Origin of the sequence: Roseovarius sp. D0-M9 (assembly GCF_037083805.1) — a bacterium.
Lineage (GTDB): Bacteria > Pseudomonadota > Alphaproteobacteria > Rhodobacterales > Rhodobacteraceae > Roseovarius.
This window is the reverse complement of record NZ_JBAPKZ010000001.1, coordinates 74,118-90,342: the sequence shown is the minus strand read 5'-3', so window position 1 is coordinate 90,342 and position 16,225 is coordinate 74,118. Positions and strand designations below refer to the sequence as shown.

Here is a 16,225-nt window from a genome sequence, read left to right as displayed (position 1 = left end):
AACCGGGCGCACGTGTAGGCGCCAAACCGACGAGGAGCGCCCCAGATGGCCCAAATCTCCCTGACATTTCCCGATGGCAACGCGCGGCAATATGACCCCGGCATCACCCCCGGCGAGGTCGCTGCCGATATTTCCAAATCCTTGGGAAAAAAAGCGATTTCGGCCACTGTCGATGGCCGGCACTATGATCTGCAATGGCCGATCGAGACGGATGCCAGCATCGCCATTCACACCATGCAGGACGAGGCACAGTCGAATGAGCTGATCCGTCACGACCTCGCGCATGTCATGGCCCGCGCCGTGCAGGAAATCTGGCCCGACGTGAAGGTCACCATCGGCCCAGTGATCGAAAACGGCTGGTATTACGATTTCGACCGCGCCGAGCCCTTTACGCCCGAGGATCTGGGCCGGATCGAAAAGAAGATGCGCGACATCATCAATGCGCGCGATCCCGTCCGCACCGAGGTCTGGGACCGCCCCCGCGCGATCCAGCACTACAAGGACGCGGGCGAGCCCTTCAAGGTCGAGCTGATCGAGGCGATCCCCGGTGACGAGCCCTTGCGCATGTATTGGCATGGGGACTGGCAGGATCTGTGCCGCGGCCCGCATCTACAGCACACGGGTCAGTTGCCCGCAGACGCCTTCAAGCTGATGAGCGTCGCGGGCGCCTATTGGCGTGGCGATTCCAAGCGCGAGATGCTGCAACGCATCTATGGCGTGGCGTTCTCGTCCAAGGAAAAGCTCAAGGCGCATCTGCACATGCTGGAGGAGGCCGCCAAGCGCGACCACCGCAAGCTGGGCCGCGAGATGAACCTTTTTCACATGCAGGAAGAGGCGCCGGGACAGGTGTTCTGGCACCCCAACGGCTGGACCATCTACACCACGCTGCAAGACTACATGCGCCGCAAGCAGCGCGCGGGCGGATATCAGGAGATCAACACGCCCCAAGTCGTCGACCGCAAGCTGTGGGAAGCGTCAGGCCACTGGGACAAGTATCAGGACCACATGTTCATCGTCGAGGTCGAAGAGGATCACGCCCGCGAAAAGGCCGTGAACGCGCTGAAACCGATGAACTGCCCCTGCCACGTGCAGGTTTTCAACCAGGGCCTGAAATCCTACCGTGATCTGCCGCTGCGCCTGGCCGAATTCGGCTCGTGCAGCCGGTATGAGCCTTCGGGCGCGCTGCACGGCATCATGCGTGTGCGCGGATTTACCCAGGATGACGCCCATATCTTCTGCACCGAGGACCAGATCGAGGCGGAATGCGCCAAGTTCATCAACTTCCTCGCCGCGATCTATGCCGATCTCGGCTTTGCCGAGTTCGAGATCAAGTTCGCCACGCGCCCCGAAAAGCGCGTCGGATCGGACGAGAGCTGGGACCATGTCGAGGGCGCGCTGGAGGGCGCGATCAAGGCAACCGGGCGCGATTTCACGCTGGAGCCGGGCGATGGCGCGTTCTACGGGCCCAAGCTGGACTTCTACCTGACTGACGCGATTGGGCGGACATGGCAGTGCGGCACATTCCAGGTTGACCCCAACCTGCCCGAGCGTCTGGGCGCCACCTACATCGCCGCCGATGGCAGCAAACAGCGCCCCTATATGCTGCACCGCGCCTGCCTCGGCAGCTTTGAGCGCTTCATCGGCATCCTGATCGAGGAACACGCGGGCAAGCTGCCCTTCTGGCTGGCGCCGCGCCAGGTGGTCGTGGCCTCCATCGTGTCGGAAGCCGACGACTATGTGAATGAGGTCGTGGCCGCGTTGCAGGCCCGAGGCGTGCGCGCCGAGGCCGATACCCGCAACGAGAAGATCAACTACAAGGTCCGCGAACATTCCGTCGGCAAGGTGCCAGTGATCCTCGCCTGCGGACACCGCGAGGTCGAGGATCGCACCGTTTCCCTGCGCCGCCTTGGCGAAAAGGAAACGCGCGTCGAGACGCTGGAGACCGTGCTGGAGGCGCTTGGGCGCGATGCGCTGGCGCCCGATCTGCTGTAACAAAGCCTGCGAAACACCGGCGCGGCAATGAAATATTTTGCCGCGCCGGTGCACGGCACGGACAAATTTCCTTTGGAATCAAGTGCGGCGTTCTGACGCAGCCTTAACATATCTGTGCTTGACGCCTCCGTGATTGGCGCGCGTCGCACGGCCTTCCCTATGGTAACCTCACCGCAGGCAGCTGCGGTGCCTCAAAACCCAAAGGGAGAAGAAACAATGTCCAACACGATGAAAATTGCCGCCATCGCAGGCGCCTTTACCGCAGCCCTCACCGCGCAGAGCGCGACCGTGGCGGCGCAAGAACAGGTCAAGTGCTATGGCGTGTCGCTGGCGGGCGAGAACGATTGCAAGGCGGGCGCCGGGACCACCTGCGCCGGCACTTCCACGGTCGACTACCAAGGCAATGCCTGGACATTGGTCGACGAGGGTACCTGCACCACGATGGAACTGCCCGCCATGGCAGATGGCACGCCGCGCACCGGATCGACCGAAGAATTGTCGCGCGACCTGCCGTCCTGAGCCAGACAGACCCAAGGGCGCGGGCAGGCCGATTCTGGCCCTGACCGCGCCTTTGACAGGCCCAAAGGGCGACACCGCCCCTGCCGAGGAGGACCGTCATGCCAGAAGACATCATGCTGGACGACATATCGCGGCCAAGGCCCTGCCGATGCGCGCTGCCTAACGGGGCCGGCGTCGGCTACAAGGCGCAGCATTACAGGGATCTTATCGAAGATCCCGCGCCGGTCGAGTGGCTGGAAATTCACGCCGAGAATTACATGGGCGGCGGCGGACGCCCGCTGGCACAGCTACGCCATCTGTCCGAACGCTTTGCTATATCTGTCCATGGTGTCGGCCTGAGCATCGGGGGCGAGGGCCCTCTGGACGCCGATCACCTCGCACGGCTCGCCCATCTGGTGGATTGGCTCGATCCCGCCAGTTTTTCCGAGCATCTGGCATGGTCCACACATGAGGGCGCCTATCTGAACGATCTGCTGCCCCTGCCCTACACGGCGGCGACGTTGACGCGCGTGTGCGATCATATCGACCAGCTGCAAGAGGCCATCGCCCGCCCAATGCTGCTGGAAAACCCGTCGAGCTACCTTAGTTTTGACGCCAGCACGATGCACGAAACCGAATTTTTAGCGCAGGTCGCGGCGCGCACCGGCTGCGGGCTGCTGCTGGACGTCAACAACGTCTTTGTTTCTGCCCATAACCTTGGAATGGACGCGCGCGCCTATATCGACGCCTTCCCGGTGGAGCATATCGGCGAGCTTCACTTGGGTGGCCATGACGAGGACAGCCGCAACCAGAACGGGGGCACCGAGGACGCCCCCCTGCTGATCGACAGTCACGGCTGCGCGGTAGCAGATCCGGTCTGGGCGCTTTTGGATCACACGCTGGCCCGCTCTGGCCCGCGCCCCCTCTTGATCGAGTGGGACGCCGATGTGCCGGGCTGGCCGGTTCTGCGCGCCGAAGCCGCGCGCGCAGCCGCCGCTTTGACGAGGGCGCAGGCCCGCGTGCCCGCATGAGCACCGCACAAACCCATTTTCGCATGGCTCTGCTCGATCCGAACCTGCCAGCGCCGGCGGGCCTGGGTGATGGGCGCGGCGGGCCAGTGGGCCGCCGGTTTGACGTGTATCGCAACAATGTCGCCTCCAGCCTGATCGACGCGCTCGAGGTCGGCTTTCCCGCCGTGCAAAAACTGGTCGGTCCGCGCAATTTCCGCGCCATCGCGGGCGAATTTGTGCGCGCGCATCCGCCGCAAGCCCCGATGATCGCCCTCTACGGCGCAGCCCTGCCCGGCTTCCTCGCCGGTTTCCCGCCGCTTGCCCATCTGGGGTATCTGCCCGATGTCGCGCGGCTGGAGCAGGCTTTGCGAGAATCCTACCATGCTGAGGATATGAGCGTGGTAGACCCTGCAATACTGCAAGACATAGCCCCCACCGCCCTTATCTCCGCGCGTATCAGTCTGGCCCCGGCCCTGCGCCTCATCCGCTCGCCCTGGCCCGTCCACGGCATATGGGCCTACAACATGCAGGAAGGCGCGCCGCAACCTTCTGCGGCGGCAGAGGACGTGATCGTGACACGGCCCGCCTTCGATCCGGTCATGTCGGTCGCAGGCCCCGGCGGCGGTGCATTTGTCGCCGGTTTGGCGGGCGGCCAGACAGTGGGCGCCGCACATGACGCCGCCCTCGCGGAGGCGCCTGAGTTCGACCTGCCAGCCCTGCTGCGCCTTCTTATCGGCGGGTCAGCGATCCGGCGCATCGTCCCCGGAGGCAGCCAATGACCTCTCTGATTTCACGCTACACCACCTTCGCGCGTGCGCTTGACCGCGCCGATGGTGCGCTCAGCCTCATGGCCAGACTGCTCTTTGCAGCGATCCTGATGGTCTATTTCTGGGCCTCGGGCCTGACCAAGCTGGGCGATGGCCTCTTTTCGCCATCAGCGGGCGCCTATGCCCAGATTTTCCCCAAGGCGATGGAGGCCGCAGGCTATGATGTCAGCCAGCTCAGCCTCTTCCACACAGCCGTCGTGCTGGCGGGCACATGGGCCGAGTTCATCCTACCCACGCTGATCGCGGTGGGCATTGCCACGCGGGTCGCCGCGCTGGGAATGATCGGGTTCATCATCATCCAGTCGCTGACCGATCTCTTCGGCCACGGCCTGAGGTCCGAACCTGCGGCCGTTGGCGCATGGTTCGACCGGGCGCCCGATTCGATCATCATGGATCAACGGGCGCTCTGGGTCTTCTTGCTGCTGGTTCTGGTGCTGAAGGGCGCGGGACCCCTGTCGGTCGACCGGCTGCTTACGCGCCGCCTGGACACTAACGACGGCCCCGCACGCTAGAGCAGTGCCGCCTGCACCTGCGGCCCCCACCCCAGATGAAGCGTGCCATCTGCATCGATCAGCGGGCGTTTCATCAATGCCGGGTGCGCGCGGATCAGGTCGAGCGGCTCGCCCTGACGATCCGTCTCCGGCAGACCCCGCCATGTGGTCGAGCGCGTGTTCAGAAGCGCGTCGCCGAACTGCCTGTGCGCCGCCAGCAGCACACTCTCGGGCAGCGGGGTCGCGCGAATGTCGATCAGGTCCGCCTGTGGCAGCGCCTTGGCTGCCTTACGGCATGTATCGCAATTCTTGAGCCCGTAAATCTGCATCTCTGCGCCTCTCGCCCTTGCCTAAACACTACGCGACTGATCATCGCTTTGGTCGATACTGCCGCCGAATCGAGGATGTCGCATCCTCTTTTGCTTGATTTTTACAAAACCCGTGCAAAAATTATAATCGGGCTTGGCGTCATTTGGCTGCACTTACGCGGTCACGTCGCGCCCGGCTTTACCGGCCCGGCACCTGCTCGGGCAGACAGACTAAAAGGAGAAGGCGGCATGCCGACAGGCACCGTGAAATGGTTTAACACAACCAAAGGGTACGGGTTTATTGCGCCCGATACTGGCGGAAAGGACGTTTTTGTCCATATTTCCGCTGTCGAACGCTCGGGACTCACCGGGCTGGCGGATGAACAAAAGGTCAGTTTCGAGCTTCAGGAGGGGCGCGACGGCCGCGAGATGGCAACCGATATCTCGCTGCTGTAACAAGGCGAGGCGCCTTCGTTCAGGCCATATGCACGGCGCGGGGTATCGCCGCTGCGCCAGATCTTTCGAACCACCAGACGCCTTGAACCACCAGACGCGCTAAGCCACCAGATGCAAAGGCGGCCCTTTTGATCGGGGCCACCTTGACCGCAAACTCTTCGCCCGGATCACTCGGCATATGTCTTGTGATCCGTCTCATGTTATTTGCCTTCGCCGGGCATGCGCTCAAGGTCGACCCTGACGTTAAACGTCAGATCGCGCGCCTCTTCGAATGTGAGCGTTACAGGCACGGTCGCATCCTGCACCAGCGGCGCGGTGAGACCCATGAGCATGACATGGTTGCTGCCACGCTCCAGGCTCAGCGTGTCATTGGCAGGCAAATCAAAGCTTTCCGAGGCATGTTTCATCTGCATGACGCCATCACCGCTCGCCAGGTGGGCGTGCAGTTGAACGAGCTCCGCAGCAGGTGAGGCGGCGCCGATCAACCGGTCATCCGCGCCCTCGTTGGTGATCTGCATGAAGATGGCGCCGGTCCTGGCCGTGGGCGACGCGCTGCGCGCATAGGCGTCCTCGACCACGATATCATCCGCAAGGGCCGGCACGGCAGCAATGAGCACCGCGCTGGCAGCGATGGATCTAATTGCAAGACCCATGATGATTTCCCTTTTTGGAATCCGCGTAACTCACGCCCATCACTACAATCTTCTTAGTGTCGGTCATCCCCTTCACGAACCAGGATCAGAAATCTTTGACGTCGCGCGACACCTCCTTATTCGCTGCGCGACGCACCATGGCGATGCCATGCACGCCAGCCCCCGCCCCCCCCAAAAAAAAGTCCCGCTCAGAGGGGTTACCACGTTCACGCACCGGCCATTGCATGACCTTGATATGGGCTGCGCACCGCGCCAGACAAAAGCCGGAGCGAATTGCTGCCCAACCAACGGACTAAGACCGCGCCTGCAAAAAAGAAAAGGCCCCGTTGGATTTACCAACCGGGCCTTTTCAATACATGCGGTACCTTGGTGCGTCGATCAGGCCGAAGCGGACAGTGCCTTGGCGATCTCTTTCTTGACCTTCAGAACCGAGGGCGACAGCTCGACATCCTTGGCCTTGGCCAGATATGCGTCCAGACCGCCACGGTGGTCGACGCTGCGCAGGGCATGCGCGCTGATGCGCATCTTGATGCCGCGGTTCAGCGCTTCGGACTGAAGCGTCACATCGTTCAGGTTCGGCAGATACCGGCGCTTGGTCTTGTTGTTGGCGTGGCTGGAGTTGTTGCCAACCATCGGGCCTTTTCCGGTCAATTCGCAGCGGCGCGACATGGTGTCATCCTCGTCTTGCTAGGTGAAGGCCAGTCGGCCCGTGTTGAAATGGCCTCAAAGGCCAAAGGACGCCGCCGAGGCCACGCCCAAAAATCCGTTGGCGGTGGATAGGCGGAATCGCCCGGCCCGTCAAGGGGCGCTCCTGCCATAATGATGCCCACCCCAAGAGATTTCGAGCCCCCACCCAGACTTTCCGGCCCAAATGGCCCCGCTGCCTTTCTTTTTGCCAGAAATATCCCGGGGAGGAGCCGCATCGCGGCGGAGGGGCAGCGCCCCTCAGGCCTCCGCCGCTACCGCGCGCCGATCCTGTCCAGCAGCGCGCGTGCCGCGATGGCGGGCGTCGTGCGCCCCTTGGCCACGTCACTGCCCAGCTCGTTCATCGCGGCGCGTGCCTCGGGGGTTGCCAACTGCGCCAGCAGGCCCTGGCGCACCTCCTCGCCGAACCAGTAGCGCGCCTGCTCGGCGCGCCGCGCGTCCCAATGGCCGTTCTCGCGGCGCCAAGCGGTCAGCGCCTGCATTTCGGCCCATGCCTCGCGCAATCCGGTATCCTCGAGCGCCGAGACCATCATCGCCTTTGGAAATCCCTCCGGATCCTGCGGGCGCTTGCGCAAGAGGCGCAATGCCCCCGAGTAATCGGCGCAGGTGCGGCTGGCGGCGGATTTCAGATCGCCATCCGCCTTGTTGATCAGGATGATATCGGCGATTTCCATGATCCCGCGCTTGACCCCCTGAAGCTCGTCGCCGCCCGCCGGCGCCAGAAGCAGCACAAAGAGGTCCGACATTTCGGCCACCACCGTCTCGGACTGCCCCACGCCGACCGTCTCGATCAGCACGATATCGAACCCCGCAGCCTCGCAGAGCGCGACCGCCTCGCGCGAGCGGCGCCCGACACCGCCCAGATGCGCCCCGCTCGGCGACGGTCGAATGAAGGCATTGGGATCGCGGCTCAGCACGTCCATGCGCGTCTTGTCGCCCAGGATCGAGCCGCCCGAGCGCGCCGAACTGGGATCGACCGCAAGAACCGCAACGCGCATCCCCTGCGCCGTCAGCATCCCGCCAAAGCCTTCGATGAAGGTGGATTTTCCGACCCCCGGCGTGCCCGAAAGGCCGATGCGCACGGCTTGGCGGTCCAGACCATCGGCGCCCTTCAGCGCCTCGACCAACTCGGCCGCGAGGGCGCGGTGGTCGGGCCGCGTGCTTTCGACCAGCGTGATCGCGCGCGACAGGGCCCGCCGATCCCCTTTGACAATCCCGCGTTCAAGCTGTGCAATGTCGATGGTCATGGTCGCCCGTGGTCCTTTCGCTTACATGACTATCTGCCGTGCCGTGCGGGGATTTGTCCAGTGCAGCCGCGCCCGTCACAACGCCGGAGAGCCCCCAATGCGCCTTGCCGCAGCCATCGTCATCCTTGCCGCGCTCGCCAGCCCGGCCAAGGCGCAGGATATCCGCGCCTCCTACGACGTGCGCCTGCTGGGCCTGCCGGTGGGCAAGATGCAATTCGCCGCGCGCGAGACCTCCGCCGCCTATGCCGTCAGCGCGGTGTTCAACAGCACCGGCATCGGGCGCATCGTTGATTCGGGGTTCGACCTGACCGCGCGGGGGCGCATCGGGCAGCGCGGCCTCGCGCCGCAAAGCTACGACGAGCAGATCGACACCGGCAGCCGCAGCTCGACAGTGTCGCTACGCTATTACGGCGGTGTGCCGCGCATCACCGGCGGCAGCGTGGCCGCAGAAGTCGAGGCGGACCCGAACGCACTCGATCCCGCGGCGCAGGGCGGCACGCTCGATCCGCTGACCGCGCTCTGGGGCGTGCTGCGTGACCGGCCCGCAGATGGCCTGTGCCGCTATGACGTGTCCATCTTCGACGGGCAGCGCCGCTCGCGACTGGCCATGACGGGCCGCAGCGAGGCCGAGGGCCGCACCACCTGTCGCGGCGCCTATACCCGTGTTGCAGGCTTCTCGGCCTCCGAAATGGCGCGCCAGAGCAGCTTTCCCTTCACCGTGACCTATGTCCCGTCGGGCGGGGTGATGCGGGCCGAGGCGCTGACGGTCAGGTCAAGCTATGGCACCGCCGCGATGACGCGCGACTAGATGCCTCAGGCTGCCTCCCCCGACGATCTGCCGATTACCGAGGCGCTGCCGCGCCTTCTGGAGGCGATGCGCACGCATGGCCGTGCCGTGCTGCAGGCGCCGCCCGGCGCAGGCAAGACGACGCGCGTGCCGCTGGCCCTCATGGAGGCGGCGCTGAGCAAGGGCCGCATCGTCATGCTCGAGCCGCGCCGTCTTGCCGCGCGCGCCGCTGCCGAGCGGATGGCGCAGAGCCTCGGCGAAGATGTGGGGGCCACGGTCGGCTACCGCGTGCGCGGCGAGGCGCGGGTGTCCGGCGCCACACGCATCGAGGTGGTCACGACCGGCATCCTGACCCGTCGCATCCAGTCCGATCCCGAACTCGGCGGCATCGGCACCGTGATCTTCGACGAGTTTCACGAACGCAGCCTCGATGGCGATCTCGGCCTCGCGCTCTGCCTCGAGATCGCAGGTGCGCTGCGCCCCGATCTGCACCTGCTCGCCATGTCCGCCACGCTTGATGCCGGGCCCGTCGCCGCGCTGATGGGGGACGCGCCGCTCATCACCAGCGAAGGGCGGAGCCATCCGGTCGAGACGCGCTGGCTGGACCGCCCGCGCCCCAAGGCGCAGCGGCTCGAACCGGCACTGGCCGATCTCACCTGCGCGGCGCTGGCCGAAACCGAAGGCGGCGTTTTGATCTTTCTGCCCGGTGAGGGCGAGATTCGCAGGCTCGAATCGCTGCTGGCGCCGCGCGTCGGTGCCGATTGCACTCTGCGACCCCTCTTTGGCGCAATGGATTTTGCGGCCCAGCGCGCCGCGATCGCGCCGCAGCGTGAGGGGCGCAAGATCGTCCTCGCGACCTCCATCGCCGAGACGTCGCTGACCATAGAGGACGTGCGCGTCGTGATCGATGGCGGGCGCGCCCGGCGCATGCGTTTCGATCCGGGCGCAGGCATGGCGCGCCTCGTGACCGAGCCGGTCAGCCGCGCCGAGGCGACCCAGCGGCAGGGCCGCGCGGGGCGCGTCGCGCCCGGCGTCTGCTATCGCCTCTGGACGCGCGGCGAAGAGGGTGCCCTGCCCGCCTTTCCCCCGGCCGAGATCGAGGCGGCTGACCTCGCGCCCCTCGCGCTGGAGCTGGCGCTCTGGGGCGCCGCGCCCGAAGTGCTGCCCCTGCTGACGCAGCCCAATCCCGGCAGCTATGCCGAGGCGCAGGCGCTCTTGGGGATGCTGGGCGCGCTCGACGCAGCGGGGCATATCACCGACCACGGCCGCGCGCTGGCCGCGCTGCCGCTGCATCCGCGGCTTGCCCATATGCTGGCGCTGGCAGGGCCCGAGGCGGCGACGCTGGCCGCGCTCTTGTCCGAGCGCGATCCCCTGCCCCGCAGCGCGCCCGCCGATCTGGCGCTGCGCCTCGCCGCGATCCGCAGGCCCAAGGGGCCGCACCCGCATGCCCCCAGCCGCGCGGTGCTTCAGCGCATCGCCCAGGAGGCGCGCCGCCTTGCCCGCGGCGCCAAGGCACGCCAGCCCGGCCTCGACGATGCGGAAATGGCTGCCCTCGCCTATCCCGACCGCATCGGCCTGCGCCGCGCCGGGGATGCGCCCCGCTACCTGCTGTCGGGCGGCAAGGGCGCGATCTTCGCCGCCGAAGATCCGCTGGCCAGCCAGCGCCTCATCGTCGTCACGGATACCGATGGCAACCCGCGCGAGGCGCGCATACGGCAGGCCATCCCGATCAGCGAGGCGCAGCTGCGCGGCCTTTATGGCGACCAGATCGCGTGGCACGACATCTGCGCATGGTCCCGCCGCGACGGACGCGTCAGCGCCCGCCAGCAGGAGCGATACGGCGCGCTGATCCTCGATGATCGTCAATGGAAGGACGCGCCGCAAGGCGCCGTCGCCGCCGCGATGCTCGACGGTATCCGCGACATGGGCCTGGTGTGGTCGAACGGCGCGCGCCGCTTCGCTGCCCGCGTGGCGCTAGGGCGCGGCGCGGGCATGGACCTGCCCGACATGTCGGACGCCGCCCTGATGGAGACCCTCGATGCGTGGCTGCTGCCCTTTCTACAGGGCCTCCGCAACGCACAGGAGTGGCGCCGCTTCGACATTCTGAACGCGCTGCGGGCGCAGCTGGATTATACCCAGATGCAGGCGCTCGACCGGCTCGCGCCGGCCCATTTCACCACACCGCTTGGCCGCCAGATTCCCATCGACTACGACACCGATCCCCCCGAAATCCAACTGCGCCTTCAGGAGATGTTCGGCCAGACCACGCATCCCATGGTGGGCAAGACGCCCCTGCGGGTCACGCTGCTGTCGCCCGCGCACCGGCCCGTGCAGACCACACTCGATATCCCGGGCTTCTGGGCCAGCTCCTACGCGGACGTGCGCCGCGACATGCGCGGGCGCTACCCGCGCCACCCTTGGCCCGAAGATCCCAGCCAGGCCGACCCGACCTTGCGCGCCAAACCGCGAAAATAGGCTGTTCGCCCGTCTTTCATTGTTCTGAAAATACTCAAATCCCGGCGTCTGCACCCCAAAGCAACGCGCGTTTAACCTCAGACATCAGTCATGTTGCGTGCTGCGCTCTGCCAAAAGCCGTGACCCCGGTCTTTTGGCAAAACGTCTCAGTCCCACCAGGGCCCGTGATGCACGCCCGCCATGCCCAGCCGCGCGTATCCGTGATGGCCAAAGAAATCTCGCTGCGCCTGAATGATATCGGTGGTGCCGCGCCCTTGCCGCATCGTGTCGAACCAGGCGATGGCCGCGCCCAGTGCCGGCGCCGCATGCCCCCCCGCGACGGCCGCGGCCACGACCCAGCGCAACGCCGGAATGCAGCGCCCCAGCTCTGCCGCCATGGCGGGCGCAAGGATCAGCTGCCCACCCGGCAAATTATCGCGCAGTGCGGCGCCGATGTCGTCCAGCAGCGCCGACCGGATGATGCAGCCCGCGCGCCAGATCTCGGCAATGCGCGCAAGGTCGAGCGCCCAGTCATACTCCTCGCTGGCCGCCTTCAGGATGCGAAAACCCTGCGCATGGCAAATGATACGGGCCGCCAGAAAGGCCCGCTCAAGCGCATCATCGTCCAGATCCAGCAGACTGCGATCCCCGCCGAGGACCGCTTCGGCGGCGACGCGGGTGCTTTTCTCTGACGACCAGCTGCGCGCAGCGACAGCGGCGTCGATCATGCTGGCCGATTGACCCAGAGCCACCGCCTCGATCACGGTCCAGCGCCCGGTGCCCTTCTGGCCTGCGGCATCCTTGATGACATCGACCGCTGGATGGCCCGTGACCGGATCGACATATCCCAGCGCCTTACCGGTGATCTCGACCAGGTAGGAGCGCAGCGGGCCCTCGTTCCATCGCTCGAAGCGCGCGCCGATCTCGACGGGGCTGCGCACGAGGCCATAGCGCATGAGCCCGTAGATTTCGGCGATGACCTGCATATCGGCGTATTCGATTCCGTTATGAACCGTCTTGACGAAATGGCCCGCGCCATCGGGGCCCAAGTGAGCGACACATGGGTCGCCCTCATGGCGGGCGGCGATCGCGGTCAGGATCGGCTCCAGCTGGATCCAGCTATGGGCCGAGCCGCCGACCATCATCGAGGGGCCATGACGCGCGCCCGCCTCGCCGCCCGAGATGCCCATGCCGACAAAGTGGATATCCCTTGCCGCCAGATCGGCGCTGCGGCGGCGGGTGGCGTGAAAATCGGCGTTGCCACCATCGATGATGGTGTCGCCGGGCGCCAGCAGCGGCAACACGGCCTCGATCATCGCATCCATTGGCGCGTCCGAGGGTATCATGAAGAGGATGACGCGCGGCAAGGCAAGCCCGCCAACAAAGGCCTCCAGCGTCTCGTGCGGCTGCAGCTGGGCTGCCAGATCGCCCGCCTCATTCATGAAGGCGGGCAGCCAATCGGCCTCGCGGTTGGCGACGGCGACGGGGATGCCCAGCTCGGCCATGTTGAGCGCCAGAGCGCTGCCCATCGTGCCCAGCCCGTAAATGCCGATCCGTGCCTGCTGCGCCATGATCCCTCCCGCCTCAGGCATTCAGATTAGGCCGCGGGGCCAAGTCTTTGCAAGGCTGCGCCTAAACTCCGAGGCACCAGCGCATGACGGCCTTCTGCGCATGCAGGCGGTTTTCGGCCTCGTCGAAGACAACCGAATTCTGGCCATCCATGACGGCGCTGGTCGCCTCCTCCTCCCGGTGGGCGGGCAGGCAGTGCATGAAGAGCGCGTCCGGCTTGGCCGAGGCCATCAGCGCCTCGTTGACCTGATAGGGGCGCAGCATGTTGTGACGCCGCTCCTTGGTGGATTGGCTGTCGTGCATGCTGACCCAGGTATCGGTGACAACCAGATCGGCCCCCGTCACGGCCTTGTGCGGGTCGCGTTCGATCTGGACGGAGACGCCCGCCTTGCGCGCGAGGCCGATGAACTCTTCTTCGGGATCGAGCTGGGCGGGGCCGGTGAAGGTCATGTCGAAGCCGAACTGCCCGGCTGCGTGCAGGAAGGACGCGCAGACATTGTTGCCGTCCCCCGACCAGACGACTTTCTTGCCCCGGATCGGGCCGCGATGCTCTTCATAGGTGAGGACGTCGGCCATAATCTGGCAGGGATGGGTGCGGTCGGTGAGGCCGTTGATGACGGGCACATCGGCGTATTCGGCCATCTCGATCAGGACCGATTCGTCGAATGTGCGGATCATGATGAGATCGACATAGCGGCTCAGCACGCGGGCGGTATCGGCGATCGTCTCGCCATGGCCCAGCTGCATTTCCGAGCCCGAGAGCAGCATGGTCTGCCCGCCCATCTGCCGCACGCCCACATCGAAGCTGACCCGCGTGCGCGTCGATGGCTTCTCGAAGATGAGCGCGACCATCTGGCCTGCGAGCGGCTGCTCATCATCGGCGGCGCCGCGCGCGCGGCCGGCGCGGGCGGATTTCATCTGCGCGGCGCTGTCGATGATGGCGCGAAGGGCGGCGGGGTCGGTTTTATGGATGTCGAGAAAATGATTCATGATCTGTCCCTGTGGCGGGCGGCGACGGGGGCTGTCTGCCCCCGGACCCCCGAGGATATTTTCAGCAAGAAGAAAGGGAGGCGGCGGCCGCATCGAGGCGGGCGGCCGCCTCGGCAATCTCGGCCTCGGTGATGTTGAGGGGCGGCAGAAGGCGCAGCACGTTGTCCGCCGCCGGCACCGTGCAGAGCAATTGCGCGTAGCAGGCGTTCAGCACGTCGGTATTGGGCGCCTTGCATTTGAAGCCCAGCATGAGGCCCGCGCCGCGCACCCCCTCGAAGACGTCCGGGTGCGCCGCCACGAGCGCCTCGAGCCGCTGGCGCATGTATCCCGACCGGGCACGCACGCCTTGCAGGAAGTCTTCGGTCGCGATTTCCTGCATCACGGCGTTGCCGACTGCGCAGGCCAGTGGATTGCCGCCATAGGTGGACCCATGGGTGCCTGCGATCATGGCGCTGGCCGCATGCTCTGTCGCCAGCACCGCACCAAGGGGGAAGCCGCCGCCGATGCCCTTGGCGACCATCATGATATCCGGCTCCACCCCGGCCCATTCATGGGCAAAGAGGCGCCCGGTGCGGCCCATGCCGCATTGCACCTCGTCGAGGATCAAAAGGATGCCATGCGTGTCGCAAAGGTCGCGCAGCCCCTTGAGGCATTGATCGGGCAGCGGGCGGATGCCCCCCTCGCCCTGCACCGGCTCGATCAGGATGGCCCCGGTGCTGTCGGTAATGGCCGCAGTCAGCGCGTCGTGATCGCCCCAAGGCAGGTGCGTGAACCCCGGCAGGAGCGGGCCGAAGCCATGCGTCATCTTGTCGGAGCCGGCGGCGGCAATGCCCGCCGAGGAGCGGCCATGGAACGAGCCGTTGAAGGCGATGATTTCGGTGCGCTCGGGCTGGCCCGCGTCATGGAAGTGGCGCCGCGCCATCTTGACCGCCAGTTCGCATGCCTCGGTGCCGGAGTTGGTAAAGAAGACCGTATCGGCGAAGGTCGCCGCCGTGAGGCGATCGGCCAGCTCTTGCTGGGCGGGGATCTGGTAGAGGTTGGACGTATGCCAGAGCTGGCCCGCCTGTGCGGTGAGCGCTGCCACCAGGGCCGGGTGGGCGTGGCCGAGCGCGTTTACCGCGATGCCCGCGCCCAGATCAAGAAAGCGCCGGCCATCAGCCTCGATCAGCCAGGCGCCTTCGCCCTTGACGAAGCTGAGCGGCGCGCGGTTGTAGGTGGGCAATACGGACGGGATCATGACGACGTTTCCTTTGGATCAGGCGCCTAGGAGTGCCGCAGCGCGCCGCGCCTGTCAACGCGGCGGTCTGACCTTGTCTGAATTGCCGTCCTCTCAGGCCTTGAGCCGGTAGCCGCGCGTGAACATCACCAGAGCCACGCCCGCCACCGCCAGCGTCGACAGGATGGCAACGACGGCGCCGAACGCAGGCGCGCTGTCGGAGACGCCGAGGACCGAGTAGCGCAGGCCGTCGATCAGGTAGAAGATCGGGTTGAAATGCGTGATCTCATTGAGAACCGGCGGCAATGCCTCGACCGAGTAGAAGGTGCCCGACAGAAACGCGAGAGGCGTGACGACGAAGTTGGTGATCGCGGCCATCTGATCGAACTTGTTGGCAAATATCCCGGCGACGATGCCGACCGCGCCCATGAACGCAGACCCGAGGATCACATAGCCGAGCATCATCAGCGGGTGTTGCGGCACGATGCCGAGAAAGACCGCAAGGCCCAGCGAAATCGCGACAGCCACCACGAGGCCCCGCCCGATGCTGCCAACGAGGTAGCCCGTCACCAACTCGGCCGGGCTGAGCGGCGGCATGAGCGTGTCGACGATATTGCCCTGCACCTTGCCGATGACGATGGACGAGGAGGAGTTGGCAAAGGCGTTTTGAATGACGGTCATCATCAGGATGCCCGGCGCGATGAAATGCGTGAAGGACACGCCCATCACGTCACCGCGTGCTGGCCCGATGGCGATGGTGAAGATCACGAGAAACAGCGCCGCCGTCGCCAGCGGCGCCAGAAGTGTCTGTGTCCAGACGGCGGTAAAGCGCATGACCTCGCGCCAGCACAGCGTCGAGAGCCCCAGCCAGTTGACCCGGCCAAAGCGGCGCGTGCCCATATCGGTGAAATCCTGCATGTCTCGCTCGCCTCCGGCTGATGTTGGGGGTGCGCTTGGCGCCATTCTGCGGCATGACGCTGCAAGGGGTCTCCCTGCGGGGGCCCGACCCGATTCGACGCCTT

At 65.8% G+C, this 16,225-nt stretch carries 17 protein-coding genes; 8 read left to right on the top strand and 9 right to left on the bottom strand.

Annotated features, from left to right (window positions below; all coding sequences use genetic code 11):
* The first annotated feature begins 45 nt into the window (after positions 1 to 45).
* The 5 genes from thrS to V8352_RS00460 all read left to right on the top strand — a co-directional run bounded on the left by thrS (position 46) and on the right by V8352_RS00460 (position 4,839).
* Positions 46 to 1,992 carry a threonine--tRNA ligase gene (thrS, locus tag V8352_RS00480; protein WP_336422285.1) on the top strand — a complete coding sequence of 649 codons (1,947 nt, stop codon included), beginning with the start codon at positions 46 to 48 and terminating at the stop codon, positions 1,990 to 1,992.
* 216 nt (positions 1,993 to 2,208) lie between these two features.
* Positions 2,209 to 2,511 carry a BufA1 family periplasmic bufferin-type metallophore gene (locus tag V8352_RS00475; RefSeq protein WP_336422284.1) on the top strand — a complete coding sequence of 101 codons (303 nt, stop codon included), beginning with the start codon at positions 2,209 to 2,211 and terminating at the stop codon, positions 2,509 to 2,511.
* Between the two features lie 98 nt (positions 2,512 to 2,609).
* The gene (bufB, locus tag V8352_RS00470; protein WP_442970920.1) at positions 2,610 to 3,521 is read left to right on the top strand and encodes an MNIO family bufferin maturase; all 912 of its coding nucleotides are present in this window, start codon (positions 2,610 to 2,612) and stop codon (positions 3,519 to 3,521) included.
* Positions 3,518 to 4,279: a DNA-binding domain-containing protein gene (locus tag V8352_RS00465; protein ID WP_336422283.1), complete on the top strand. Its 762-nt coding sequence runs from the start codon at positions 3,518 to 3,520 to the stop codon at positions 4,277 to 4,279. Before bufB ends, V8352_RS00465 begins: the two co-directional genes overlap by 4 nt.
* Positions 4,276 to 4,839, top strand: a complete 564-nt coding sequence (locus V8352_RS00460; RefSeq protein ID WP_336422282.1) for a DoxX family protein — start codon at positions 4,276 to 4,278, stop codon at positions 4,837 to 4,839. Before V8352_RS00465 ends, V8352_RS00460 begins: the two co-directional genes overlap by 4 nt.
* On the opposite strand, the gene V8352_RS00455 is transcribed toward V8352_RS00460, so the two are convergent.
* Positions 4,836 to 5,147, bottom strand: coding sequence for an arsenate reductase family protein (locus tag V8352_RS00455; protein WP_336422281.1), 312 nt, complete (start codon positions 5,145 to 5,147; stop codon positions 4,836 to 4,838). The genes V8352_RS00460 and V8352_RS00455 overlap by 4 nt on opposite strands.
* 228 nt (positions 5,148 to 5,375) lie before the next feature.
* Here V8352_RS00455 and V8352_RS00450 point away from each other — a divergent pair, with 228 nt between their 5' ends.
* Positions 5,376 to 5,582 (top strand): cold-shock protein, encoded by a 207-nt coding sequence (locus V8352_RS00450; protein ID WP_336422511.1) that lies wholly within the window; start codon positions 5,376 to 5,378, stop codon positions 5,580 to 5,582.
* A gap of 19 nt (positions 5,583 to 5,601) precedes the next feature.
* Here the strand turns inward: V8352_RS00450 and V8352_RS00445 are convergent, their stop codons facing one another.
* The 4 genes from V8352_RS00445 to meaB all read right to left on the bottom strand — a co-directional run bounded on the left by V8352_RS00445 (position 5,602) and on the right by meaB (position 8,187).
* Positions 5,602 to 5,781, bottom strand: a complete 180-nt coding sequence (locus V8352_RS00445) for a hypothetical protein (protein WP_336422280.1) — start codon at positions 5,779 to 5,781, stop codon at positions 5,602 to 5,604.
* 1 nt (position 5,782) lies between these two features.
* Entirely contained in the window at positions 5,783 to 6,235 is a 453-nt protein-coding gene (locus V8352_RS00440) for a copper chaperone PCu(A)C (protein ID WP_336422279.1), read from the bottom strand.
* 378 nt (positions 6,236 to 6,613) lie between these two features.
* Entirely contained in the window at positions 6,614 to 6,904 is a 291-nt protein-coding gene (gene rpmB, locus V8352_RS00435; protein WP_336422278.1) for a 50S ribosomal protein L28, read from the bottom strand.
* A gap of 290 nt (positions 6,905 to 7,194) precedes the next feature.
* On the bottom strand, positions 7,195 to 8,187 hold the full coding sequence (meaB, locus tag V8352_RS00430) for a methylmalonyl Co-A mutase-associated GTPase MeaB (RefSeq protein ID WP_442970919.1): 993 nt from the start codon (positions 8,185 to 8,187) through the stop codon (positions 7,195 to 7,197).
* Between the two features lie 97 nt (positions 8,188 to 8,284).
* Here meaB and V8352_RS00425 point away from each other — a divergent pair, with 97 nt between their 5' ends.
* Together V8352_RS00425 and hrpB are read left to right on the top strand one after the other, a co-directional pair.
* Complete coding sequence (locus V8352_RS00425; protein WP_336422277.1) at positions 8,285 to 8,995, top strand: DUF3108 domain-containing protein; 711 nt, start codon at positions 8,285 to 8,287, stop codon at positions 8,993 to 8,995.
* Positions 8,996 to 11,449, top strand: coding sequence for an ATP-dependent helicase HrpB (hrpB, locus tag V8352_RS00420; protein ID WP_336422276.1), 2,454 nt, complete (start codon positions 8,996 to 8,998; stop codon positions 11,447 to 11,449).
* A 146-nt stretch (positions 11,450 to 11,595) separates the two neighbouring features.
* Here hrpB and gndA read toward each other — a convergent pair whose 3' ends face one another.
* From gndA to V8352_RS00400, 4 genes are all read right to left on the bottom strand, one after another.
* Entirely contained in the window at positions 11,596 to 13,020 is a 1,425-nt protein-coding gene (gene gndA, locus V8352_RS00415; RefSeq protein WP_442970918.1) for an NADP-dependent phosphogluconate dehydrogenase, read from the bottom strand.
* Positions 13,021 to 13,060: 40 nt separating this feature from the next.
* A complete protein-coding gene (gene argF, locus V8352_RS00410; protein WP_336422275.1) occupies positions 13,061 to 13,987 on the bottom strand; it encodes an ornithine carbamoyltransferase in 927 nt (308 codons plus the stop codon).
* 61 nt (positions 13,988 to 14,048) lie between these two features.
* Entirely contained in the window at positions 14,049 to 15,224 is a 1,176-nt protein-coding gene (locus tag V8352_RS00405) for an aspartate aminotransferase family protein (RefSeq protein WP_336422274.1), read from the bottom strand.
* A 93-nt stretch (positions 15,225 to 15,317) separates the two neighbouring features.
* Positions 15,318 to 16,121: an ABC transporter permease gene (locus tag V8352_RS00400; protein WP_336422273.1), complete on the bottom strand. Its 804-nt coding sequence runs from the start codon at positions 16,119 to 16,121 to the stop codon at positions 15,318 to 15,320.
* Between the last annotated feature and the right edge of the window lie 104 nt (positions 16,122 to 16,225).

What these genes read in the sequence shown, in the direction of transcription:
- thrS (WP_336422285.1), top strand. Translation starts at nt 46, where the DNA reads ATGGCCCAAATCTCCCTGACATTTCCCGATGGCAACGCGCGGCAATAT.
- V8352_RS00475 (WP_336422284.1), top strand. Translation starts at nt 2,209, where the DNA reads ATGTCCAACACGATGAAAATTGCCGCCATCGCAGGCGCCTTTACCGCA.
- bufB (WP_442970920.1), top strand. Translation starts at nt 2,610, where the DNA reads ATGCCAGAAGACATCATGCTGGACGACATATCGCGGCCAAGGCCCTGC.
- V8352_RS00465 (WP_336422283.1), top strand. Translation starts at nt 3,518, where the DNA reads ATGAGCACCGCACAAACCCATTTTCGCATGGCTCTGCTCGATCCGAAC.
- V8352_RS00460 (WP_336422282.1), top strand. Translation starts at nt 4,276, where the DNA reads ATGACCTCTCTGATTTCACGCTACACCACCTTCGCGCGTGCGCTTGAC.
- V8352_RS00455 (WP_336422281.1), bottom strand. Translation starts at nt 5,147, where the DNA reads ATGCAGATTTACGGGCTCAAGAATTGCGATACATGCCGTAAGGCAGCC.
- V8352_RS00450 (WP_336422511.1), top strand. Translation starts at nt 5,376, where the DNA reads ATGCCGACAGGCACCGTGAAATGGTTTAACACAACCAAAGGGTACGGG.
- V8352_RS00445 (WP_336422280.1), bottom strand. Translation starts at nt 5,781, where the DNA reads ATGAGACGGATCACAAGACATATGCCGAGTGATCCGGGCGAAGAGTTT.
- V8352_RS00440 (WP_336422279.1), bottom strand. Translation starts at nt 6,235, where the DNA reads ATGGGTCTTGCAATTAGATCCATCGCTGCCAGCGCGGTGCTCATTGCT.
- rpmB (WP_336422278.1), bottom strand. Translation starts at nt 6,904, where the DNA reads ATGTCGCGCCGCTGCGAATTGACCGGAAAAGGCCCGATGGTTGGCAAC.
- meaB (WP_442970919.1), bottom strand. Translation starts at nt 8,187, where the DNA reads ATGACCATCGACATTGCACAGCTTGAACGCGGGATTGTCAAAGGGGAT.
- V8352_RS00425 (WP_336422277.1), top strand. Translation starts at nt 8,285, where the DNA reads ATGCGCCTTGCCGCAGCCATCGTCATCCTTGCCGCGCTCGCCAGCCCG.
- hrpB (WP_336422276.1), top strand. Translation starts at nt 8,996, where the DNA reads ATGCCTCAGGCTGCCTCCCCCGACGATCTGCCGATTACCGAGGCGCTG.
- gndA (WP_442970918.1), bottom strand. Translation starts at nt 13,020, where the DNA reads ATGCCTGAGGCGGGAGGGATCATGGCGCAGCAGGCACGGATCGGCATT.
- argF (WP_336422275.1), bottom strand. Translation starts at nt 13,987, where the DNA reads ATGAATCATTTTCTCGACATCCATAAAACCGACCCCGCCGCCCTTCGC.
- V8352_RS00405 (WP_336422274.1), bottom strand. Translation starts at nt 15,224, where the DNA reads ATGATCCCGTCCGTATTGCCCACCTACAACCGCGCGCCGCTCAGCTTC.
- V8352_RS00400 (WP_336422273.1), bottom strand. Translation starts at nt 16,121, where the DNA reads ATGCAGGATTTCACCGATATGGGCACGCGCCGCTTTGGCCGGGTCAAC.